Origin of the sequence: Rhizobium sp. N122 (assembly GCF_002211295.1) — a bacterium.
In the GTDB taxonomy this organism is placed as follows: Bacteria; Pseudomonadota; Alphaproteobacteria; order Rhizobiales; family Rhizobiaceae; genus Rhizobium.
The window spans coordinates 1-22,666 of record NZ_LOKU01000011.1; the positions used below are offsets into that span (position 1 = coordinate 1).

The window sequence follows — 22,666 nt, forward strand, 5'->3', positions numbered from 1 at the left end:
CACCAGCCTCCTGCTCCTTCAGTACCGCAATAATCTGCTCTTCGGTAAATCTCTGCTTCTTCATTCGTCCGTCCTTTGATGGGCCGGACTCTAATCAATTCTGGAGGAAATTCGCAGTGGCAGGTCACCATCTCTCCCCCTCATTCGTTAAACCCCTTCAACATCTGTTGGAGCCACGGTGCTTTCCCCGGAATTTGATCCAAGAAAGCCGCTAGTACACCAGCACTTTCAGGCCTCTCCTGTGCCAGGATAATTGGTCCCGTGAGGTCAGTCCGCTTGCGGCTCCAATCACTGTTCTGGCGGAGAGCACCAACAAGCTCTTGCATGACATCCAGCGTCTCGTCGGCTGGAATCTTGGAAATCGTGACAAGCGCTGCTTGGGAACTGAGTGTTGGTATTTTCAGGAGTTCGCCCACGGCCTTTCTGGCGTCGGGCGACAGGCTCTTGGACTTGAGCTGCAACGGCAAAGTCTCGCGGGCCAGATAGACGGCCGGTCGCAGATCGACGTCTTTGAGAGACGGTTCAATATCGAGCCATTCATCAACAAAAGTTCGGTGTTTCTCGAATGCCTCAGGCACTTGGGCGGGTGTCTTTTGATTTGGCTCGAACAGCTGCGGCTTGCCATTTGGGGCCGCGTTGATGAGGTCAAGCAGCGCCTTGAACGCGGCCTCGTCGGTGCACCGCTCGAAGAGGGCAAGCTTGGTAATCACCGCCTCGTCTAATTGCATGGACCGCCGCTTTGCGGTTGCGTGTCGCATCCTGATGATGTTCATCATGCGTTTGATGATGCGTGGGTTTCCACCGACAGCCTTGGAATGAGCAAGGATCGGAGCGATGCGGAAGGCCATGTCTATTTGAGCCGCGAGGGCGGCGTTCGCCCCAAGGACATCGACGACATCGTCGCGCTTCAGTTCGACGTCATTCCTCCACGAAGTCTGGATACTTCCGATGAGGTAAGACCTGAGAGCTTCGATCTTCTCCTCGGGCACGCCGGAGCGGTTGGCGATCAACATGCAAAGGAATGATAAAACCTCTCGCATGCCGAGCTTAGGTACATTCACCGGGAATTGGATCAGCTTGTCGAGGTAGTCGACCACATGGCGTGGTGAAGCCCCCTGAAACTGCGCCGACACTGCGTGTCTGATCATGTCCACATCTGCGGCAATGATGAAGGCTGCATTGGGCATGGACAGGAAAAGGCGCATCGCCTCAAGGCTTTTAATCGCATTTTCTGGCAGGCAACGGTCCAGATTGTCGACGAATACGACTAGGCGCTTTGCCATCGCTTGCAGCACCGTGCTGAATTCGGCCTTGAATGCGGTGATTTCCTCTGGCGGCGTTTTGATATCTTTCGGCCGAAACAGTCCTTCAGTTTTTGCTTTGGCTGTTTTTGCGCCGTCTTGGATCGTTTCGAGGTCTTTTTCGTCAGCGGTTCCTTCATATGCGTCTTGTGCTGATCCCAGCATTTTCGAGACAAAGCCGAAGGTTGGCATGCCCATCGCCGCCATACCAAGTTCGGCTCCCAAGCCAAGGAATTTCAACTTATTCGCACGTCGCATCAGATCGAGAGCTTTGTCTTTCGCTGAGTCAGGTGCTTTGGCCAGGAGTTCGGACGCGATGACAGTCATGAGGGCGGTTTTGGCCTCATCAAACCCCTGGTAGAGCCACGCGTCAAACTCAATCACGATGACGTCTGATCTTTTGGACAGTGAGCTTTCAACCAGCTTCAGGACACTGGATTTTCCAGCACCCCAGCCGCCGTAGACCCCGACGGAGAGAGGCAATAGGCTCTCATCGGTGACCATGTCGCAGATCAGTTCCGCGACCTCGATGTAATTTAGGTAATCTATACTTGTTTCATTATCTGACCACATGCCATGACTGTGCCCGTACAAGCAGTTTCGTCAAGCGCCACATTAAGCCTTAAGTTGTCTTCCCCGACTTTTTTTGGTTGTGGATGGCGGGGTTGCACGAAGGCGATGTCAGCCGCGACTGGCGGATGACGGCCGGGCATTGGCTGCGAACGCGGAAGTCGCCGACAGGCAACCAGCGGCAAAGGTCACGATTATCAAAGGCCAGAACAGGGATGCCGACTATCGTTTACCGGAAGTTGATCTTTAGTGCCGTATAGCCACCCTAAATTAATGTGGTGATCCTACAGATTTCTCTTGATTTATAGGGAAGAGATGAGCATAGTCATCTGGCTACGGGTCACCACACGTCCGAAAGGAGTGCAACAGGGTGGCCCTTCTCGTTTTTAGAGTCTGTGATTAATGGCGCACAGACCTTACATCAAGCTTCATCAAACACCGTCTCAATTGGCTCAACATCTTATTGACTGTGGGCTTCCTCTGCCAGGTCGCACACGGGCCTATGCGGAAAAGAAGATAGCTGAAATCGGCTACGAACGGCTACGTATTTATTTCCGCAGCCGACGACAATTAAGCGTTCCCGGCAAGCCTTTCATCCCTGGAACTAAATTCAAAGACATTATCGCGCTCTACGAGTTTGACGAGCGCTTGAGGCTGTTCTGTTTTCTACACACAGGACGGTTCGAAGTAGCATTACGGAATCAGCTATCGGAGATACTGACGCATCGACACGGTGCGCACCCATACTTCGATAACGCCGCATATCTCTCATCTAAGACACGCGCGGCAACTTTAGGTCGCTTGTCGGACATTTTTTACAAAAAGAACGATGAACGGGCGCGTCACTACTTCAATGTGTATAACCCACCTTTGTTGCCGCCGATATGGGTTTTGAAGGAGTTCATGACCTTCGGCAATCTAAGCCATGTCTTAGAGCAAATCTCAACTCCCATCCAAAACGACCTGACGACTGCATTTGGAATGCCGAATTTCAAGATGCTGGAAAACTGGATCAAAGCGCTGATTGATCTACGAAATATCTGCGCCCACCATGACCGGCTTTTTAATCGTCATTTTCAGAAGCAGCCCCAAAAATTCATAAACGCGGGGGTTCCGACAGCCCCACAAAACAAACTGAAGGCGCTGCTACAATGCTTGGAGCACCTGCTGAAGTCTCAGGGCTATAACGATGCAATTGTTACATCGGTCGGAAAAATGATTCAGAAATGCCCCGCCGTCGTGCCCAGCGAGGTTGGCTACTAACTCGGTAGATTAGGAAAGCCCACCTTCTGCATAGGACCGAGCCTTAGGATTGGAACCTGACGGTTGCCGTTTACTAAAAGCACGGTGAGGCCGCCGCCCCAGAAATAGGAACATATTCCGTGGTCTCGATGCTGTTTATTCCTTTCAGTTGTGTGCTGGTTGCAACTGTCCGGCGTTGTTGCGGAATAAGCGCGGTCGCATCTGCATGAAATGGCCGCGTCCATTCGGGTGGTTCGATCCATGATAAGAAGCGAACCCTGCCAGGAGGGTAGTTTCCCCCTTCGATTTGGCCCACTCCGTTAACCAGGTATGGCTGAAAAATAACGCCAGAAGTTGTCGCTTCATGAGGAAGCCATCTCAGCGAAGTGGCGGAATTCCATGACATCCATAAACACGAACGATGGCGCGATGGCTGCTTTGCAGACGTTGCGGGCGGTCAGCGGGAACTTGACGAAGACGCAGCAGCAGGTTTCCTCAGGCCTACGTGTCGCACAGGCGTCGGACAATGCCGCTTACTGGTCCATCGCGACCACGATGCGATCCGACAAGAAGGCGATGTCGGCGGTTTCCGACAGCATCGGCTTTGCGAAGGCCGTGCTCGACACGACTTATGACGGCATGGACAAGGTCCGCGAAGAGTTGGTGACGATCCGCAACCTCGTCATCACCGCGCAGAGCCTTCCGCCGCCAGCCACCGATGGCTATTCCAACTGGACCGATTATCAGCCGGACGCGACCTACGATCAGTCGCAGGTCGCTAAAGTTGACGCCGAAATTTACCAACACTGGCAGCAGATCAGTTCCATCGTGGACTCCGCGAGTTTCGGTGGGGTGAACCTTCTGAGGAACGATGCAAGCGAGCCGGATTTGCCCGGAGCGAAAATCGAGTTTACGACTGGCTACGTAGACGGCCAGGTCCTGACGGTGTCCATCGACACCAAGGACACGACGATGATCAATTACGGTCGTACCGTCGACAACCTCTGGAACCAGCCAGGCTCCGAAAATATGGGCTACGTCGACGGGGTCATCTGGAATGCAAACATCATCTTCCCGATCACCTATGTCGACGGCGGCGGCGTCGTCCAGAAGAATGAAAACATCTACACGCTCCGCAACTCTGAAGTCCGAATTGCAGCCAACGGGCTCGACAGAAACGAATATTACAACGGGATGATCAACCAGTTGGATGAGCGCATCCAAGCTGTGGTCGGTGGGATGTCCGTTGTCGGATCGACCCAAAAGCGCGTCGAGATGCAGGACGAGTTCAATCAGTCGATGATGGATGACGTCGACAAGGGCGTCGGCCGTCTCGTTGATGCTGATATGGAAGAGGCGTCGGCCAGGCTGTCCGCCAACCAAACCCAGCAGCAGCTTGCCGTTCAGGCGCTCAGCATTGCAAACCAGGCCCCGCAGACGATCATGACGCTGTTTCAGTGATTAGGCACCAGCATCCCGCACAAGACATCGCCTGATCGTTCGAGGGTGCACATGGTATCGTTCCGCCAGTTTGCTTAGAGGCTCCGACCGAGAGACCAACAACTCCCTGATTTCGGCGCGTTGCTCAGCACTCAATGATGGGCGTCGACCCAGTTGCTGCCCCTTTGCTCGTGCAGCAGCCAGTCCGGCAGAGATACGGCTCTTGATGAGGCATCTTTCGAACCCGGCGACGGCTCCGAGAACCCACAGGATCATCTCGCCAATTTCAGAGGAAGTGTCGATTGCTTCCGTGATGGACGCGAATCCTATTCCACGCTCCTTCAATCCGGAAGTTATCTTCGCCAGGTGCGGCACCGATCTTGCCAATCTATCGAAGCGCCAAACAACCAATGTGTCGCCCGGCTGTAGGCAGCGCAGTGCCGATTTTAGACCAGGACGGTCTGCTCTTGCGCCCGAGATACCATGATCCTCGAAGATGCGGTCGCATCCGGCTGCATTCAAAGCACGCGTTTGAAGGTCAAGGTTTTGGGCATCAGTCGACACGCGGGCATAGCCAATTTTCATTATCAGATCATTTCCTTGAAGCCGTCTCCGGCTTGACAAAAACTACTGTTTTTGCCGAGCCGCATTGTCGCGCTGGCCATCATTGCAATGTGCAGAGTTTTCCAAGGAATTATGCATCCGACAAACGAGTGCCTTGCTGGTGACAAAAACAGTTATTTTCGCCCAGACACCGACTGGGCTGCCAAGCAACAGACCTGCGGACATTCTGCTGATGAAGCCCCGAAAGGGTTTCGCGCACGCGTCGAGAGAATTGTTGGACGCATGGATTTCCAGCGACGAGGATACCTCGCCGGATCAGATTTACTCGCCTGCGCTGAAGCTGTTCACCGCGAGCATGGTGCTTCTTGTGCAAGGACATGAAACGGTCCGGATCGTTCGCGGATACGAAGTTCAAGCAGGGCGGAATGCTATCGCCGACGAAGTCGCAAGCAAATGGGTGGCGTTCCGCTATCATGAAGCTCAACGACAGGCGCGACCAATTTCTGCAAGGGAACTGATCAAGTCCGTCGACGTGCAAGTCGCTTTCGAAGCGTTGCTGTTGCCACAGAAGAGCGGCCGATGGGTTATGGCCGCCATCGACATTCAGCTCCTGCTTTCGACGCCGGAATCGAGTGTGAACACAGATGACATTGATCAGGCGATCCTGCACCAGTTGTATCAGGGTTTTTCTGCAAAGGAGATCGGGCAGCAACTCCGTTTATCGCACCGAACTGTCGAGCACCGCGTGGAACGGTTGAAGCAAGGTTTCGGGGCACGCACGATGTCACAGCTCGTAGCGCTTTCCATTGCTGCTCGCATAGAGGGACGTCTTGTTATGTTGGAAGGGTTTTAGTCGCTCGTCGCGGCCACATTCGAAGAAACCGTCGGCCGTCTGTAATCGCCCCTATCCATTGGCGGTCGAACTGACGCGGCACAATGGATGCATCGGAGCGGACGTGGTTCCCCTCGATGCGTACATATCTCCATCGACGGCAACACTCGATAAGCGTATCATTGCTGACATCTCACGTAAGCTCGGGAGGGCCATATGCGGGGTCTGTTGCCTTTATCCGCTGTTCTTGTGGCATTGCCTTATTCCGTCCATGCGGCGGAGTCGCTTCCCTTCCACACGTCCGTTTTTCCTGGCGATGTCTCTGTCGCTCTGACGCTCCGATCTGTGATCGCCTCGCAGTCTGTAGACTATGACTACGAGGTGACGATTGGTCTCGCGGAACGGACCAGCGACGGCAGAACGCTATTCATCGACCAAGGAGGCCACGCAGCCAAGGTCAAATGTATGCCGGGCAAGGTTTTTGTCGGGGGCAGAGATTACACGCCGCTTCCGAGTGAGGCCACGCGTGACTGGAAAGAAGACCTGCTGGAATCTGTCTGTCAGTCGCCGGTCTCATAGCAAATTCTATTGGAGGGGTGGCGTCAGAAACGCGATATCGATTGGCTCGCGTCGCCCCTGTAGATTTACGTCCGCTTTGGTCATCCAACCGTGTTTGCCATATTCTTCTGGGACCTCATCAAGCAACGCTTGTGAAACGACCAGTGGCGTCCCCAGAGATTTCGCCAATGCTTCAAGGCGCTGGGCAACATTCACTGCATCTCCAATGACCGTAAACTGATCGTGGTAGCCGCTTTCGAGAACACCGCCTATCACCGTGCCGGAATGGAGGCCGATGCCGCAGTCTAGTGCCGGGCCGCCTTCTCTAACGTTCGCATCCCGCCATTTATCGAGTGCTGCGGCCATCTCAAGGGCACAAGAGATCGCCCGTTGAGCGTCATCAGGGGATGGCTTTGGCTGGCCAAACACCCGCCATGACTCCGTCACCAATGAACTTGTCGACAGTTCCGCCATAAGCGAACACCATGCCAGCGACGATACGCCGATACTCACCTAACACTCGTGCAAGCTCTCTGGCCGTGGCGATCTCTGCATAGCTGGTAAAATCACGGATATCCACGAACATGACGGCCGCCTTTCGGCGTTCGAGATCGAGTACGGCGCTTGCTTCTTGTAGGTCGGAAACAACCAGAGGCGAGAAGAAGCGCGAAAGGTTCATTCTGCGCTCTTCGATTTTCAACGCCTGACGACGGGTTCGGTCATGGTCTCTGGCCAACAGATAGACCGCAAGCGCGGTGAATCCGAAACCTATCGTAAGGGCAAGGTCCTGGTTAAAAAAGCTTTGAAGCAACGTACCGGGCATGCTTGCGTGATGCCTGACGGCCATAATAGCCAGCATTGTGACCCAAGATGCGATGACAATTCCGGCGAACAGGGCGATCAACCGGCGGTCAAGCGTCAACGCTACGTGGTTGAGCAGAATGAACGCGACCACAAGGCTCGACGTTGTCAGATTATGATTGTCGGTGATTGGGCTCGCGAGGATGTGCTCGTAAAGGACAATGGCGACTAACCCTGCATCCAGCACCACAAACACTGCCTTCACACGATGACGGTGCGGGAAGCGGGCTGCGGCGATAACGGATGCGATTGTCACCACGAGATAAATCAGGCTGACCACGAGATGCGTGGCTAGGCTCGATTGGTTGTCTCCGAAGACCAGATTTGCGACGAGGATAGACAGTGCGACAAAGCGGAGGGATGCAGATCGAACTTCCCGAGCAGAATCGCTGCCTCCAAAGGGTGACATATGTTGCATGCAAAGCCAGCGTTCGTGGGCGAAGGCCGATGCCCGGGCTTAAAGACTAAGCCCGGGCGATTTAATCACTTGATTTCCGTGACCGTCAGCTTGCCATCGACACGCTCGGCGACGAACTCGATGTTCTGCCCTTCCTTCAGCTTATCTAGCATGGCTGCATCCTTGACGCGGAAGACCATCGTCATAGCGGGCATGTCAAGGTTCTTCAGGTCCTCGTGCTTGATGGTGACCTTTTGCGCCTTGGCATCAACCTTGTTGACGACGCCCTTCGTAAATTCCTCCGCAAACGCTCCGAAAGCAGCGCTCAAGGACAACAGGGCAGCAAGTGTGATTTTGATTACGGATTTCATATCTGATTCCTCTGTTGAGATTTAGTTTCCGGCGACCGTCACATCGCCATGCATGCCAGCTTCGTAGTGACCGGGGATGAGGCAGGCGAACTTGAATGCGCCGTCGGTCGTGAACTTCCAGATGATCTCGCCGGATTCACCCGCTGCGAGACGGATGGAGTTCGGGTCCGCGTGCTCCATTTCCGGGAATTTCTCCATCACCTTCTTGTGCTCCATGATCTTTTCTTCCTGATCGAGCACGAACTCGTGGTCCGTTTGTCCGGCATTCTTGATGGCGATCTTCACTGTCTGGCCCTTGCGGACGTTGAAGACGGCGGGCGTAAAGATCATCTTTCCGTCCTCAGTCTCCTTCATGGTGACGCGGATTGTCTGGGTCGCCTTTCCTTTGTCACCTGGTTCACCGACAGCCATTTTCTCGCCGTGGCCGCCAGCGTGATTGCCGGAAGCCAAGGCGGGGCTGGCGAGAGCGGCGAGTGCGAGTGCGAACAGATATTGCTTCATGATCAAGTCCTTTTGCTGTGAAAGATCGAGCCTCAGCCGTTCGACGGCTTGGGCGTGATTTGCGTTTTCGCGTCTTTGGCCTTGGTCGCGTCTGGCAATTCGCCAGTCCACTCCCAGGCCTGAGTCCCGGGCGGGTTTTCGTACCAACCCGGATCGGAGTAATCGTCCGCCGAGATGCCCTCGCGGACCTTCACGACCGAGAACATGCCGCCCATCTCGATGGGGCCGTACTTGCCCCAGCCGGTCATCATCGGAACGGTGTTCTCGGGAATGGGCATTTCCATTTCGCCCATATCGGCCATGCCCTTGGTCCCCATGGGCATGTATTCTGGTTGAACTTTCCGGATTTTCTCAGCGACCTTCGACTTGTCGACCCCGATGAAGGTCGGGATGTCGTGCCCCATGGCATTCATCGTGTGATGCGACTTGTGGCAATGGATTGCCCAGTCGCCGAGATACTTGGCGTCGAACTCATAGGCTCGCATCGCTCCAACCGGGATGTCGATGCTGACCTCCGGCCATCGCGCCTCCGGTCGCACCCAGCCGCCATCCGTGCATGTCACCTCGAAGTCGTAGCCATGCATGTGGACAGGGTGGTTGGTCATTGTCAGGTTGCCAACGCGCACACGCACCCTGTCGTTCTTCGACACGACCAGCGGGCTGATGTCCGGAAAGACCCGGCTGTTCCAGCACCACATGTTGAAGTCGGTCATCTCCATGATCTTCGGCACGTACGAGCCGGGGTCGATGTCGTATGCGTTCAGAAGGAATACGAAATCGCGGTCGACGGGCATGAACTTCGGGTCCTTGGGGTGGATCACGAAGAAGCCCATCATGCCCATGGCCATCTGCACCATCTCGTCGGAATGCGGGTGGTACATAAAGGTGCCCGATTTCACGAGGTCGAACTCGTAGACGAAGGTCTTGCCCACCGGGATATGTGGCTGCGTGAGGCCGCCGACGCCGTCCATGCCGGATGGCAGGATCATGCCATGCCAATGGATCGTGGTGTGTTCCGGCAGTTTGTTGGTGACGAAGATACGAACGCGGTCGCCTTCGACCGCCTCGATGGTGGGACCCGGAGACTGACCGTTGTAGCCCCAGAGATAGGCGGTCATGCCTTCGGCCATCTCCCGTTCGACCGGCTCGGCGACGAGGTGGAACTCCTTGACGCCGTTGTTCATGCGGTGCGGCAGGGTCCAGCCGTTGAGTGTTACCACTGGCTGGTAGTCGGGCCCGGAGGTTGGATGGAGCGGCGGCTGCATATCGGCCGACTCCATCGTCGGCGCGTCCGGCAGGCCCATCGCAGATGTCTTCGTCCAGGCACCGGCGGCCATCAGTGCTGCGCCTGCCCCGAATAGTTGTCGTCTGTTGAACATGTGAATGTCCTTTCTCAATGACCGCCGCCACCGCCGCTTTCGGACGCTGCGGCAACCTCGGTTTCGGCTGATGCCGCAGAGGAACCGCCGCCGTACACAGCGGGTGCGAGGTTTGCTTCAGCGAGCCAGAAGTCACGCTTGGCGTTAATGGAAAGCAGGATGGAGTTGATCTTGTCGCGGGTGTCGGTCAGCAGTTCGAAGGTGTTGGTGATCATGCCGTTGTAGGTGAGGAGGGATTCCTCTTCGACCTTCGTGCGGAGCGGTACAACGTTGTTCCGGTAGTGTCGGGCAATGTCGTAGTTCGACCGGTAGGCTTCGTATGCGGAGCGAGCTTCCGACCGAATATTGACAGCTTTTTCGGCCAGTTGGTTAGCTGCACGCATGTAGCCCAGTTCGGCCTTGCGCATACGCGCTTTGCCGGTATCGAAAAGCGGGATGGCAAATTCCAGTTCGCCGGACGCGGTGGTTTCCCACTTCTTCTTGCCGTCTTCGACTTCACGTTCGGATTCGAAGCCTGTCAGAATTTCGAGATCGGTGACGTAACGCGTGGCTTCGGTCAGCCCATACGACCGGGCCGTCGCCTCAAGCTCCAGTCTTGCGACCTGGAGGTCGATGCGGTTTCGGAGTGCCTCCGCTTCGATGGCATCACGTTTGGTGACGGCCCGAGGCAAGGCAGGCAGGCTGTTCGGCACCTGATAGTCGAGGTCCGAACCCCATAGGCCCATGAGGCGAGTCAGTTCTTCCTTGGCGAGACGAGCGGCAAGCCTCGCCTTCGCCGTCTCACCCGCCAATTCAGCGACGAATACATGCTCACGAGCTTGTGGGCCTTTCGCCATTGCGCCCGTCTCGCCCAGCTTCTGCGCCAATTCAGATGCAGCGTCGGCGGCCACCTGGGCGCGTTGCAGCTGACCGACATTTTCCCAAGCGGCGACTGTAGTGATCCAAGCACGACGGGTTTCGGCGGCTGTCTGGAGCGTCCTCACGGCCGCGTTCAACTGGGCCTGCCGAAAGCGGGTGTCAGCGATCTCGATGTCCCGCTTTTTGGTCATCAAGGCGAGGATGTTGGTCGTGATCGCTCCCTCGATGGCTCTAAAGGCTTCAAGCTCCGGAGTGCCGATCCCGGAAGACCCCACTGAAACCGTTGGGTTCAGCAGCATCGTTGTCTGCCAGGCATTAGCGGTGCTGTCTCCAAGATCGGCATAGGCTGCCTGAAGACCTTTGTTATTAAGGAGGGCGATCTGGACGGCTGTGTCAGCATCAAGCGTCTTCTTGCGCGTGAGAAGGCTTTTCACCTGAGCTGATGTCGTTTGCGCCTGCTGCTGGTTTTGTATCCAAACGGTATCTTTGGCCGTAATGGCAGCCGTCTTGTTGGCGACGGTGCTGAAGCCACCATCTTTTCTGGAGTATTCTGGGTTGGTCACGCAGCTTGAGACTGCGATAGGGAGGACTGCGACAATCACGAGGGTTTTCAGGGAGGTCACGATGCGCCTCCTTCAGGTGTTGTCGCCGGGTTATTCTGTTGACGCCACGGCTTGGGATCGACGGGCTGTCGGGCCGTGTACCCGGAGATTGGCGATGCGTATCGCACGGGTCGCGCCGCGTACGTTTGGTCGACGTCGGTCGAAGCAATGACATCGGGAGGTAACGTGGATGAGCAGCCACCTACGATTAGGGGCAGCCCCACCAAGAATATGGAAGGTTTCATTTTAAAAATCCGAATAATAGAATTCGAGCGGCAGACTCGGTGATACCGAGAATGCCCTTAGACCCGGCAATGCGGGTTGGCTCTATTCAGATATTCGGGGGGCGGTGAAGAGGCGGCAGCTCGCCAACGGTTTGCTGATCGTCAACGAACTGCCGAATGGAGGTCACCACGGGTCCGCCAACGTCGTGACCGTCGCAAATGATACCCAGCCCGCCACAAAAGTCTTTGCAGCACTCTTGCTTCGCGAGCTTCGTGGTCGCGTTATCGTCATCTGCGGCATCGCTGTGCGAATGACTATGGCCAGACATTTGAGCCATGTCGTGATCACTACCCTGCGAAACTTGCTGCGCAGACTTCTCGAATTCCGGAAATGCCGTGCCGTGCATCGCTGCGTTGGCATTGGACAGACTGTATCCCGCCAGCGATACAATGATCGCCAGTCGCACAACGAGGAGCATCTTGCTCAGTGCGAATCGGTATAGTTTGCCCATGCTGCGATGACTACATTCAATGTGGCGCGGTTTCAATTGCAACGGATGACTCTCTGATATTCGCGTCGTTTGTGTGGCGAGATAGCGCACGGTGTCACCCTCTAGTCCTTCCCATGATGGGAAGGTCAAGCGTTGTCATGGGAAGAATCCGGGTCGAGACGTTCGTAGCAGCCTTAATTCAATCTCCATTTAATGAGCAGTTGAGCTTTCAAAGCCGGAACTTGTCGATGAAAATTTTTCTACATGTCTGCTTGATATCGTTGTCTTCAGCGATCCCAGCCTTTGCGGATCACGGATACGATACGGCGTATAAGGGATATGTAGGGGCGGCCTATCGCTACCTGGCGACGACCTACAACTGTCGAGCCGTGATCGGACGGTCTCATTACGAAAATGCTCGCGTTGCGGCGGAAAACAGTTTGAGACTAAGCGGCGTACCAACAGATATCGCGCTTCGTTCAGTGGAAAAAATGCTGGACAAGATTCGAACGGATGAGAAAACAAAGGCGCGTCTATCCTTCGCCCAATGCGCAGCAAAAGCCGCGAGTACACAGGCGGAACTGCAGGCATGGGAAAGGAAATTGCAATCCAGCCGTGATCATCCTGTACGTTTCTGAAGCTGCCTTGCTCCAGATGAGAGCCAGCCGACCGCAATGCCGTATCGGTCAAGCTGAAACCCACCTCGCGGCTTCTTACGTCGAAGGTTGAAGTGCCGACCGTTTTGATCGACATCTCGACGTACGTGGCCCTGTTTCTCACAGCTTTGGGAGCGGCGTCGTTGTTGCCGATGCAGTCGGAGCCGGTTCTTGTGGGCTTGATCTTAACAGGCAAGTTTTCTTTGCCGATACTTCTTGCCGTCGCGAGCGTCGGCAACACCCTTGGAAGCATTTTGAACTGGTTCATCGGGAGAGGGATCGAACGCTTTCGTGACCGACGCTGGTTTCCCGTCAGCGAGGAAACTCTCGGACGTTCGTCCCGGTGGTACCGCAGATACGGAAAATGGTCGTTGTTACTCTCGTGGATGCCTCTGTTTGGAGACGCCCTGACTGTCGTGGCGGGCGTGTTGCGCGAGCCGCTTTTGACATTCACGATCCTGGTGTTCATCGCCAAAACGGGCCGCTACGTCGTTCTGGCCTTCCTCACCGTTAAATTGATGTCGTAAGCTCAAGAAAGTGTGCGTTTGGGGAAGACCATCCGGTCGACGGTATCGTCCCGCCAAACAAATGTGTGCCACGCAGCCGCAGTGATATGCAGCGCCAACAGCGCAAGAATGACTTGTGAGCCCAGGACATGAACTGGCGCGATCCCGAACCATAAGTAGCTCGCGACCAAACCCATGGCGGCTTGAGCGATAACCGCAGCGTAAAACACAAAGTGCATTGCTCGTGCGAGCCGATCCACGGGGCTTTTCGCCGGATGCCTTACCGTGCCGCGATGGATGAGCTTGAGACCGAGCCGGGCAAGCATAAGCGCTCCGATGGTGACTCCAGCGTAATTGTGAACATGATGCTGGATCACGTCCCATGGGTCGGGAGATAAGCCCATGTGAACTGCGTGATGTGTCCGCTCGATGCTCCCGCCTGTCCAATATTGGATAGGTATCAGCATGGCCACGGCCCAATGAAGCACAATCTGCGAAAGCGAATAGCGCGGCGTCATCTCAATCTCCCCACGCCGTCAGTCGTAGCGTACGTCCATTGAACTTCGGTTAAGCCCTTCCGTGCTGTTGCCTTCTCGCTCGGCTGACCCAATTCCCGTGGGCAGGAACATTTTTCTACCGCTGCGGTTTCTTGGCGGAAGGGAATCTGGACGCATGGCCGACTGGAGCAAATTCTGCCGTCTTCTCGTTATTGTGCTGGTGGCGTCGACCTTGGTCAACCTGCCGGGCCGCCTCGCCAATGCAGGTGATGAAGGCTGCATTTCTCTTCGTGTGCCTTCAGGACACTCTCAAAGCCATCAGCTGGACCGCCTTTCGGGAGTTTGTTGCGTGAGCATGCATTGTTGTCCGATCATGCCCGCCCTTCCGGACGCCACGCAGCCTCTTTCGGAGCGGCTCGTGGTTCGCCCCTCGGTTTCCAGCTCCAGTCCGCTTCTCCTGATCAGGCCGATAGACCCGCCGCCGAAGACCGACGTCGTCTGACGGTTTTCAAGGTTTGAGCAGCAAATGATCTCAAGGAGAGTTCAATGAACGTTTTCGCAAAAACTTCGCTGGCCATGGTCGGCGCAATGGCTTTGCTGTCGCTAGCTCCGCTTGCGGCGTCGGCCCAGGAGATGGCCTATCCCGAAAAGTGCAAAGCCGAAGGGATGGACACGACGAAGATGGGCGCGTCCATGGGTGGGCATATGAAGATGGGCGACATGCCGACGGGAGAGATGACCGACTATCAGAAGGCGGCGATGGACGGAATGAAGTCCATGCACATGAATATGATGCAGGGAATGATGAAGAAGGATGCCGACGTCTCTTTCGTCTGCGGCATGATTGCTCATCACATAGGCGCGATCAGCATGTCCGAGGCCGAACTGAAATACGGAGAGAACAAGGAAGCCAAGGCTATGGCCCGAAAAGTCATCGAGGCGCAGAAAAAAGAGATCGCCCAGATGACCAAGTGGGTCAACAAGGAAGCCAAGTAGGAGATCGATCATGCATCACCAATCAGCTGAAATGAAACAATGCATCGACAACTGCCTGGCCTGCTATCAGGAATGTCTTTCGGCAGCGATGACCCACTGCCTGGAGATGGGTGGCGAGCACACGAAGCCAGACCACTTCCGGCTGATGATGGCCTGCGCTGAAATCTGCCGAACATCGGCGCACTTCATGCTCATTGGCACGGAGCATCACAAGCATACCTGCCGAGAATGCGCAGAAATCTGCCGCCAGTGTGCGGCCGACTGCGAACGAGTTGGTGAGATGGACAGCTGTGTGGAGGCATGCCGCCGCTGCGCCGAAAGCTGCGAGAAGATGGCAGCATGATTGGAAGGGGCGGCTTTTGGGCCGCCCAGTCTCTCGGCCAAGTTTTCGCTAGATCGCGAACGCTGCTTCAAGGTGGCCAATCTCCGACCATTCAATAGCGCCTGCTGGCAGATCAGCAGCATGGTCCACCAGGCCCCTGAGAAGCTCGGTCACGACCTTTCGCCTTTCATCATCGGATTGAAGTGTACGCACTGCCGTGTAAGGCTTTTCCCCGGTTAGAGCTGTATCGAAGAAGGCCGCTTCGAAGTGAACTTTCGAGGCGGCGAGCCGGACTGTTTTGGCTGCCAGCTGCTTCTCCACGGCCTCTAGGATATTCTTATTCGTCGTCCAGGCGGGATTGACGATCTCCTCCTTTACGCCGGTCTTCGCGTTTTTGCGGAACGTCTTTGGGGTATCCGTGTCGTGCAGGATCGAGTAGGTCGCGCCAAATTGATTGAGGATTTTCGCCAAAGAGGCAATTGTCGCTTTGCCGCGTGCGCGAATTACATGAACGTCGGAAAAGCTCTTGTCGCCCTCCATGATCGTGCGGAAAGCAGAATACTCGGTATCGCCCTCGACCAGGATTATTCGTCCGCCAAAGAAGAACTCTGCGACGTAAGGGTCGTAGATGTTCAAAAGTTTGAGGTTCTCCTTGTCGCGGTCGTCTAGCTTTGCGTTCTCCGGCCGGTAAAGCGTTGTGCCGACGATTTCCCCCTTATCCTTGCGTTCCACCCTGACGATGGAGGTGTTGTCGCGAGACAGATCGATGAAGACAGGCGAATGCGTGGTGATCATCACCTGCCAGCCGTCCTTGGAGGCGAGATCGTAAAGAACCTTGCAGGCGTCCCTGATCGCATTCGGATGCAGGCACAGTTCCGGCTCATCAATAAGCAGAACGTTGGAACGCTTCTGATCGGCAGCACTGTCCTTGAGGAGCTTGAGTGTCGCCCATAGCATCGTTCGACGTGCGCCACTGCCCTGCGACTCTAGATCGGACATGTGTCCGTCCTTGTGGCCCATGGTGAGCTTGCCGCCGTCAGGGAATAGCTTGAGCGAAGAATCCGATGCATCCGCCGACTGGACGTAGCTGACGGCGTGATCGAGGAAAATGGAGGAGACGATGTCGTTCAACATCTTCTCTGCCTCCTCGATCTTTCCCTTGTTGTGATCGAGTGCAAGCTTCTGGAAATCGGCCACGTCCGCGAGCAACTTCTCGTACAGGTTCACCCCGTCCTTCGAGAGTTGCTTGGCCGAGCCGATGATCGCCTTGCTGAGAAGATCATGTATTTGCTTCGCCTGTGTTTCCGGAGGGTCGAAGGCTCGCACCGGGTGGACAGCAGGACGGCGGGCGTTCGCGACGTTCGCCCAGCCCCATGGCTTCTTGTCGTCCCAAGCCTGCTTCTCGACATTCCATCCATACCGAGTGCCTTTGCCAACGCCGGTCCAAACCCACTTTTCCTTTACGTACTTTCTGCCGCCGTCGGCAGGTGCTTTTCCGTCTAGATCACCTATCCACTGCTTGCCAGGATCGCCGTGGACGACTTCCGTCACGAGTTCGATCTCTGTCGGCTCGTCCGGGTTGATCTCGCCGTTCGGAAAATCCTCCTGCCTCAGGTTGCCTGGTTTGGAGCCTTCGCTGACTGCAATTTCATAGGCACGTAGAATCGAGCTTTTCCCGGAGTTATTCGGGCCGACAAGGACAACGATATCATCCAGATCGACCTTGACCGGTTGACTGCCAATACATCTAAAATTTCTGACCGAGAGGGAGCGCAGCTTGCCCCTCTCGATCTCTGCCTGCACTTCTACCATTCGCCCACTCCCATTGATTCTCGACCCATTATATCAACTCATAAGGGAAAATTTGAACGGGGTGATCAACCTGTTCTGTGGGCGATCTTTGGTCTGGTCGCGAAGGCGGCGTTAAGCCTCCAGCCAGCGGGGTAGCTGCACTTCTCACACCGCCTGGTTCGACGGATCACCTACCGCAACTTCGTTCAGTATCGGCTACAAGGCGAAGGCTTACTGGACCGCGAGTTTTACCCCCACCGCTATGTTCAACAGCCACCGCTTTGGTGACGACCCTTGTCCGTCAATGACGGCATCCACATCAACTGGGGTCACAGGCAAGCCCTGCTGACTACCAAGCGCTATCTCCAGTTATTGCACCTGACTGATGCCCGTCGTCTTCGTGAAAGAGCCATATTCCGAGATGAGATAGAGAAAGCGCAGGGGCTTTTTTGAACGGCCTTGGCATTCGCATGGCCGGGAAACTTGATGACCACGAAAACCTACTCTGCATTCCTGACAGGCGCTCTGCGTAGCAGCGTCATAAGCCCGGCGATCCTTGTGCTGTCCATGTCCATGACAATCGCTGCCACTGCCGTTGATGACACCGTCAAGGAACGCCAACAGGATATGAAGGAAATCGCAGCTGCGGCGAAGGCCATTGCCGGATTTTTCAAAAATCCCGAGACCTATTCCTCCGACAGCTTCAGACAGGCTGCCACTGCCATCGGCGTTCGAGCCGACCAGCGACTTATCGACCACTTCGCGACGAGGACTGTCGCCGAGGGATCGAAAGCCACTGAGGCGATTGCCGCCGAACCCGACCGCTTTGCCGCCCTTGCGCGAGACCTGAAGAGTTATGCCGATGCGCTGGCGTCGGCTGCGGATAAAAATCCAGGGGCGATGTCGGACGACATGCGCATGAAACCGGGCGAGCCAATGGGGGGCGGCCCGCTCGGCACCAGGGTACGCAATGAGGCAACGTTGTCCTCGATCTCAGCCGAGCACGCCTTCCATTTGATGCTGCAGACTTGCTCTGCTTGCCACACGGGGTTCCGATCCGATTGATCTGCGATCCAGCTAGAAAGGCCAGGGTAGCAGCCGAACCGTTCTCCGATTGATCACAAGCTGTAGACGCCAAACCGGGCATCTACCGAAGGTAAATCGTCATCAGCGGCATTCGCAATATCATCTATGATCGGGCACTCAGGCCTGTCGTCTCCATGACAATGCTGGGCAAGATGCTTCAGCGTTCTCGACATCGCTTGGATGGCTGCTGCCTTTCTCTCCAGTTCGGCGACGTGTTCCAAAGCAATTGCCTTGACGTCCGCGCTGCTTCTCGACTTGTCGCGCCAGAGGGCGACCAGCGTCTTCATCTGCTCGACGGAGAAGCCAAGGTCCCGGGCTCTACGAATGAACTTCAGCGTGTTGATCTCGTTGTCAGTATATGTCCGGTAGCTGGATTGGGTTCTGTGGGCCGGACCGATAAGTTTAATTTGTTCGTAGTAGCGGATCATCTTCGCAGAGACGCCGCTGGCTTTTGCTGCTTGTCCAATGTTCATCGTTTTTTCCTTCATGCGAGGGAGCTGCACCGGGAATCCGCGATGCAGCTCTGCTATCAGTTTGCCCGGAAACGACGCAGGCGAAGCGCGTTCCCAAGCACGAAGACACTGGACATCGCCATTGCACCTGCCGCGAAGACCGGCGAGAGCAGAGTGCCGTCAATCGGATACAAGACACCGGCCGCGACCGGCACCAAGCTGACATTGTAGACGAACGCCCAGAACAGGTTCTGCTTGATGTTCTGCATGGTCGCTCTGCTCAACGCTATAGCTCGCGCGACGCCTGTGAGGTCGCCGGACATCAGCACAACATCCGCACTTTCGATGGCGATATCAGTCCCGGTACCGACCGCAATGCCGACATCGGCTTCAGATAGAGCCGGGGCGTCGTTGATGCCATCCCCGACAAACGCTACCTTCTGGCCGTTTTTGCGAAGCTGCCTCACAGCTTCGACCTTTCCTTCGGGAAGCACCTCGGCAACAACGTGGTCGATACCCAGTTGCGACGCGATTGCTTCAGCTGTTCGGCGATTGTCACCGGTAACCATTGCTACCCTAAGACCCTGGCCGTGCAGGACCCTAATTGCAGCAGACGTGGTCTCCTTGATTGGATCGGACACCGCGATGATCGCGGCAAGCTGCCCATCAACCGCCGCATATAAAGGCGATTTTCCCTTTCCAGCGAGATCACTGGAAAATGTCATAAACTCCGTCACGCTGATGCCTGCCTGAGTGAGCGCCCGGTCAGCCCCGACCAAAACCGTTCGCCCCCCCACCTGTCCGCTCACGCCAAATCCGGGCGCAGCTTCAAAACCCGTGACAGCCAATGTTGGCAACCCTTTCAACTTTGCTGCCGCTACGATTGCCTCCGCGATGGGATGCTCCGACAGCGCTTCCAGACTTGCCATCCAAGTCAGTACCTCGTCCTGAGAAAACCCGGGCGAAACCCGAATGTCGGTCAGTTCCGGACGGCCTTTCGTGAGGGTGCCTGTCTTATCCACCGCTATGATCTGGGTGTCCCGCAGGCTTTGCAGAGCTTCACCCTTGCGGAACAAGATGCCAAGCTCGGCTCCACGGCCGGTGCCAACCATGATCGACGTTGGCGTCGCAAGCCCCATGGCGCAGGGGCAGGCAATGATAAGGACCGCGACGGCATTGACGAGGGCGAAGCTTAATGCCGGTGAAGGGCCAAAGAGCATCCAAGCGCCGAACGTCAGGAGGGCTGCAGCGATCACAGCAGGTACGAACCAGCCAGTCACCTTGTCGACGAGCGCTTGGATCGGCAGTTTCGAGCCCTGCGCTGCCTCGACCATCTTGATGATCTGCGCGAGCAGGGTGTCGCTGCCGACCTTCGTTGCCCGGAATGTGAAGGAACCTGTCTTGTTGATGGTGCCGCCAACGACTTCGCTATCGATGGACTTCGAGACTGGTATCGGTTCCCCGGTGATCATTGCTTCGTCAACGTATGATTCACCTGAGACCACGGTGCCATCGACCGGCACTTTTTCGCCCGGACGAATTCGGATGACGTCGCCTATGACCACATCGCTGATCTGGATTTCGATGAACTCGCCGCCATGATCAACAAAGGCAGTCTTGGCCTGCAGCCCGAGCAACCGCTTAATCGCCTGGCTGGTTTTGCCTTTGGCCCGAGCCTCCAGGTATCGACCCAGGAGGATCAGTGTGATGATGACAGCCGCTGCTTCATAATAGACGTTATCGGTACCGGCAGGCAGAACGCTCGGAAAAAACGTGGCGACGACCGAATAGGCCCATGCCGCCGTTGTCCCGAGTACCACGAGCGAATTCATGTCTGGCGTCCAACGCAGTAGATTTGGCACGCCCTTGCGGAAGAAACGAAGCCCCGGGCCAAAGAGGACAATGGTTGCCAGCGCGAACTGAGCATACAGACTCTCACGCATTCCGATGGTATCCATGATGAATTCATGGACCCCGGGAATGAGGTGCGACCCCATTTCCACGATGAATAAAGGCAGCGTTAAAGCGGCGGCGATAAGGAGTTGTGCTCCAAGGGACCGAATTTCCAGGTCTCTTCGATCTGACTGAGCGTCGGCTGCAACGCTGACGGCAACCTTTGTATCGTAGCCCGCGTTTTGGATCGCTGCGGACAAGGCCTCTGGCGTGGTCGCGCCTGAGGCGTACCGGACAGTTGCCTTCTCCGTTGCAAGATTGACATTCGCTTCCGCAACGCCTGGAACCGCCCTAAGGGCTCGCTCGACGCGCGACACGCACGACGCGCAGGTCATGCCGCCGACAATAAATTCCTGTGTTTCGGATTTCGGCTCATATCCAGCAGCTTGGATGGCGTGCAGGACGGCGGCGGCATCGACCGCATCCTTGAAGGTTACAGTCGCCCGTTCTGTCGCGAGATTGACAGACGCGGTCTCAACGCCAGGGACAGACTTGATTGCTTTCTCGACCCGGCCGACGCAGGACGCACATGACATTCCTTCGATCCCGAACTCGGTCGGAATAGGCACCACGGTCGATTTCTCAATTTGTGTTACGGCAGTCATGGGATGATCCCTTATTGAACTGCCCACATAGGTAATCCTTCCCATAATGGGAAGGTCAAGGCTTTTCGTTTCCGCATCTCACTCATCTTGAGTTCAATCTTGATATCTTCGATAATCTCGCAGCTTTCCCAGGATGCGCTTGTTCCAACGTCCTTCAGACGCTCTAATACAAGCGGCGATAGGAGCGGTGATGGAAGGCCATGTAAGACGGCAAGAGAATTCGACCAAGATGCCGGTCACCGTAGCGTTCATCGATATCGCAGGATTCAGCGCAATCGCGGACGTTTATGGAGACGCGGTCGCGCTCGACGTGCTTGAGCTATTCGAGAGCATGGTTCGCGACGCCCTCAGAGGCTATGGACCCCCGATCAAATGGATCGGAGATGAGGCGATGCTCTCATTTCCTGATCCTGAGACGGCGATCCAGGCGCTCGGAACCCTGTTGCAGGCATGCCGCAAAGAATCGCGCATACCACTCACTCGGACGGCGCTGAACCATGGGCCGGTCATTCGCAGAGCAGGCGATCTTTTTGGATCGACCGTCAACATCGCAGCACGAGTCGCCGCGCTCGCCGCGCCGGGGCAATTGCTGGCAACTCAACCCATTGCCGAGGCGGCTGTTTCCAAAGGCATCCAGGTTCGAGACCTCGGTATGGTAGCCCTTAGATCGGTCGCCGAGGAGGTGTCTCTCTACGAGATCGAGCTTGCTCCGTTGGCAGACCCGACCTGGATCGATCCGGTGTGCAAGATGCATGCACCGTATTCACCCTACCGGCGGGCCGCTCCGGTAGGGCCATGGTTCTGTTCGCCGCGTTGTGAAGAGGCATATCGGCGGTCGCCGCAGACTTATGAGCTGCAACGGTGACTGTAAGCGTGCTGGGGTGCCGCCTCAACGAGACACTGTAAAGTTCCGCTAAGCACGAAGTACGACGGGCAGTGCGCCATACAGCCCGTCGATTCGAGTTATTTCATGAGAGAAGGTGAGTAACCGGCATCGGCAATGGATGCCTGGATGACTTCCGAGCCCATTTTTGTCTCTACCGACACGGTCTTTGTCCCGAGATCAATTTTCGCGGACGCATGTGGGTCCGCCGCTTTAATTGCCTTTTCAACGGTGCTGACGCAGTGGCCGCAGGTCATGTCGGGAACTTCGAATTTCACCATCTTGTAAGTCTCCATAGCGTTGATGGTGTCTATGTGGGGCTTCCCACCATTGGAAGGTCAATAGGCCTTTGGTGTGACCTTCACTTTTTGCTCCCACCAAAGGCCACGACGCACGCTGCCGCAAATTTTCGTGAGCCCGCTTCCGTCAGACGAAATCGCATGCCAGTATAGGAATATGAAACTCGTCGCCGCCTTCCAGCGTTTGCTTTGCGTCCTTGCAATGCTCGGGATCATCCTTGGCCCGATCAGCATTGGCACGGCCGAAAGCGCGATGGCGTCTTCGGGTGCAGCCTCGATGACCGGCATGGAGATGCAATCACTCTCCGACGAAACGGCAGCGATGAAGGGCGACATGCCCTGCTGCCCGAAGGTCAAGCAGGTGACGCCCGGGTGCACGAAAGACTGTCCGCTGGCGCTCATTTGCGGGTCGATGATACTCGTCCATTC

General features: G+C 56.0%; 25 protein-coding genes and 1 pseudogene. 11 read left to right on the plus strand and 15 right to left on the minus strand.

What is annotated here, in order from left to right; all coding sequences use genetic code 11:
- Window positions 1–140: 140 nt before the first annotated feature.
- The gene (locus tag ATY75_RS09750) at window positions 141–1,874 is read right to left on the minus strand and encodes a P-loop NTPase fold protein (protein ID WP_088937385.1); all 1,734 of its coding nucleotides are present in this window, start codon (window positions 1,872–1,874) and stop codon (window positions 141–143) included.
- A 399-nt stretch (window positions 1,875–2,273) separates the two neighbouring features.
- Between ATY75_RS09750 and ATY75_RS09755 the strand changes: the two genes are divergently transcribed.
- The gene (locus tag ATY75_RS09755) at window positions 2,274–3,134 is read left to right on the plus strand and encodes an Abi family protein (RefSeq protein WP_088937386.1); all 861 of its coding nucleotides are present in this window, start codon (window positions 2,274–2,276) and stop codon (window positions 3,132–3,134) included.
- A 378-nt stretch (window positions 3,135–3,512) separates the two neighbouring features.
- On the plus strand, window positions 3,513–4,574 hold the full coding sequence (locus ATY75_RS09760; protein ID WP_143535282.1) for a flagellin: 1,062 nt from the start codon (window positions 3,513–3,515) through the stop codon (window positions 4,572–4,574).
- Here the strand turns inward: ATY75_RS09760 and ATY75_RS09765 are convergent, their stop codons facing one another.
- Entirely contained in the window at window positions 4,575–5,138 is a 564-nt protein-coding gene (locus tag ATY75_RS09765; RefSeq protein ID WP_088937388.1) for a recombinase family protein, read from the minus strand. It lies immediately after the preceding gene.
- 139 nt (window positions 5,139–5,277) lie between these two features.
- Here ATY75_RS09765 and ATY75_RS09770 point away from each other — a divergent pair, with 139 nt between their 5' ends.
- Both ATY75_RS09770 and ATY75_RS09775 read left to right on the plus strand, forming a co-directional pair.
- Window positions 5,278–5,970: a LuxR C-terminal-related transcriptional regulator gene (locus ATY75_RS09770; protein ID WP_210199551.1), complete on the plus strand. Its 693-nt coding sequence runs from the start codon at window positions 5,278–5,280 to the stop codon at window positions 5,968–5,970.
- 195 nt (window positions 5,971–6,165) lie between these two features.
- A complete protein-coding gene (locus ATY75_RS09775) occupies window positions 6,166–6,528 on the plus strand; it encodes a hypothetical protein (protein ID WP_088937390.1) in 363 nt (120 codons plus the stop codon).
- Here the strand turns inward: ATY75_RS09775 and ATY75_RS09780 are convergent.
- The 7 genes and pseudogenes from ATY75_RS09780 to ATY75_RS09810 form a co-directional block, all read right to left on the minus strand.
- A pseudogene (locus tag ATY75_RS09780) lies at window positions 6,510–7,786 on the minus strand (adenylate/guanylate cyclase domain-containing protein). The gene ATY75_RS09775 and the pseudogene ATY75_RS09780 overlap by 19 nt on opposite strands.
- Window positions 7,787–7,851: 65 nt before the next feature.
- Complete coding sequence (locus ATY75_RS09785) at window positions 7,852–8,136, minus strand: copper-binding protein (protein WP_088937391.1); 285 nt, start codon at window positions 8,134–8,136, stop codon at window positions 7,852–7,854.
- A gap of 21 nt (window positions 8,137–8,157) precedes the next feature.
- Window positions 8,158–8,637 (minus strand): plastocyanin/azurin family copper-binding protein, encoded by a 480-nt coding sequence (locus ATY75_RS09790; protein WP_088937469.1) that lies wholly within the window; start codon window positions 8,635–8,637, stop codon window positions 8,158–8,160.
- Between the two features lie 32 nt (window positions 8,638–8,669).
- Window positions 8,670–10,016: a copper oxidase gene (locus ATY75_RS09795; RefSeq protein WP_088937392.1), complete on the minus strand. Its 1,347-nt coding sequence runs from the start codon at window positions 10,014–10,016 to the stop codon at window positions 8,670–8,672.
- A 14-nt stretch (window positions 10,017–10,030) separates the two neighbouring features.
- Window positions 10,031–11,497 carry a TolC family protein gene (locus ATY75_RS09800; RefSeq protein WP_245317552.1) on the minus strand — a complete coding sequence of 489 codons (1,467 nt, stop codon included), beginning with the start codon at window positions 11,495–11,497 and terminating at the stop codon, window positions 10,031–10,033.
- On the minus strand, window positions 11,494–11,721 hold the full coding sequence (locus tag ATY75_RS35020) for a hypothetical protein (protein ID WP_088937393.1): 228 nt from the start codon (window positions 11,719–11,721) through the stop codon (window positions 11,494–11,496). The genes ATY75_RS09800 and ATY75_RS35020 overlap by 4 nt, the downstream gene beginning before the upstream one ends.
- An 86-nt stretch (window positions 11,722–11,807) precedes the next feature.
- Window positions 11,808–12,212, minus strand: a complete 405-nt coding sequence (locus ATY75_RS09810) for a hypothetical protein (RefSeq protein ID WP_088937394.1) — start codon at window positions 12,210–12,212, stop codon at window positions 11,808–11,810.
- 227 nt (window positions 12,213–12,439) lie between these two features.
- Between ATY75_RS09810 and ATY75_RS33845 the strand changes: the two genes are divergently transcribed.
- On the plus strand, window positions 12,440–12,829 hold the full coding sequence (locus tag ATY75_RS33845; RefSeq protein ID WP_143535283.1) for a hypothetical protein: 390 nt from the start codon (window positions 12,440–12,442) through the stop codon (window positions 12,827–12,829).
- A 104-nt stretch (window positions 12,830–12,933) separates the two neighbouring features.
- The gene (locus tag ATY75_RS09815; protein WP_088937471.1) at window positions 12,934–13,374 is read left to right on the plus strand and encodes a YqaA family protein; all 441 of its coding nucleotides are present in this window, start codon (window positions 12,934–12,936) and stop codon (window positions 13,372–13,374) included.
- Window positions 13,375–13,376: 2 nt separating this feature from the next.
- Here ATY75_RS09815 and ATY75_RS09820 read toward each other — a convergent pair whose 3' ends face one another.
- The gene (locus ATY75_RS09820) at window positions 13,377–13,871 is read right to left on the minus strand and encodes a cytochrome b/b6 domain-containing protein (protein WP_088937395.1); all 495 of its coding nucleotides are present in this window, start codon (window positions 13,869–13,871) and stop codon (window positions 13,377–13,379) included.
- 154 nt (window positions 13,872–14,025) lie between these two features.
- Here ATY75_RS09820 and ATY75_RS33850 point away from each other — a divergent pair, with 154 nt between their 5' ends.
- From ATY75_RS33850 to ATY75_RS09830, 3 genes are read left to right on the plus strand one after another with little or no spacing between them, the layout of a single operon-like run.
- Complete coding sequence (locus ATY75_RS33850) at window positions 14,026–14,352, plus strand: hypothetical protein (RefSeq protein ID WP_143535284.1); 327 nt, start codon at window positions 14,026–14,028, stop codon at window positions 14,350–14,352.
- Between the two features lie 44 nt (window positions 14,353–14,396).
- Window positions 14,397–14,846: a DUF305 domain-containing protein gene (locus ATY75_RS09825; RefSeq protein ID WP_088937396.1), complete on the plus strand. Its 450-nt coding sequence runs from the start codon at window positions 14,397–14,399 to the stop codon at window positions 14,844–14,846.
- 10 nt (window positions 14,847–14,856) lie between these two features.
- On the plus strand, window positions 14,857–15,189 hold the full coding sequence (locus tag ATY75_RS09830; protein ID WP_088937397.1) for a four-helix bundle copper-binding protein: 333 nt from the start codon (window positions 14,857–14,859) through the stop codon (window positions 15,187–15,189).
- A 48-nt stretch (window positions 15,190–15,237) separates the two neighbouring features.
- Here the strand turns inward: ATY75_RS09830 and ATY75_RS09835 are convergent, their stop codons facing one another.
- Window positions 15,238–16,980, minus strand: a complete 1,743-nt coding sequence (locus ATY75_RS09835) for an AAA family ATPase (protein WP_088937398.1) — start codon at window positions 16,978–16,980, stop codon at window positions 15,238–15,240.
- Between the two features lie 465 nt (window positions 16,981–17,445).
- On the opposite strand from ATY75_RS09835, the gene ATY75_RS09840 reads away from it, so the two are divergent.
- Window positions 17,446–18,024, plus strand: coding sequence for a cytochrome c (locus tag ATY75_RS09840; RefSeq protein ID WP_245317553.1), 579 nt, complete (start codon window positions 17,446–17,448; stop codon window positions 18,022–18,024).
- Window positions 18,025–18,077: 53 nt separating this feature from the next.
- Here the strand turns inward: ATY75_RS09840 and cueR are convergent, their stop codons facing one another.
- Window positions 18,078–18,518, minus strand: a complete 441-nt coding sequence (cueR, locus tag ATY75_RS09845; protein ID WP_088937399.1) for a Cu(I)-responsive transcriptional regulator — start codon at window positions 18,516–18,518, stop codon at window positions 18,078–18,080.
- A 56-nt stretch (window positions 18,519–18,574) separates the two neighbouring features.
- Entirely contained in the window at window positions 18,575–21,055 is a 2,481-nt protein-coding gene (locus ATY75_RS09850) for a heavy metal translocating P-type ATPase (RefSeq protein WP_088937473.1), read from the minus strand.
- Window positions 21,056–21,245: 190 nt separating this feature from the next.
- On the opposite strand from ATY75_RS09850, the gene ATY75_RS09855 reads away from it, so the two are divergent.
- Window positions 21,246–21,920, plus strand: coding sequence for an adenylate/guanylate cyclase domain-containing protein (locus ATY75_RS09855; protein ID WP_088937400.1), 675 nt, complete (start codon window positions 21,246–21,248; stop codon window positions 21,918–21,920).
- 98 nt (window positions 21,921–22,018) lie between these two features.
- On the opposite strand, the gene ATY75_RS09860 is transcribed toward ATY75_RS09855, so the two are convergent.
- Window positions 22,019–22,219 (minus strand): heavy-metal-associated domain-containing protein, encoded by a 201-nt coding sequence (locus ATY75_RS09860; RefSeq protein ID WP_088937474.1) that lies wholly within the window; start codon window positions 22,217–22,219, stop codon window positions 22,019–22,021.
- A 57-nt stretch (window positions 22,220–22,276) separates the two neighbouring features.
- Window positions 22,277–22,639 carry a hypothetical protein gene (locus ATY75_RS09865; protein WP_088937401.1) on the minus strand — a complete coding sequence of 121 codons (363 nt, stop codon included), beginning with the start codon at window positions 22,637–22,639 and terminating at the stop codon, window positions 22,277–22,279.
- Between the last annotated feature and the right edge of the window lie 27 nt (window positions 22,640–22,666).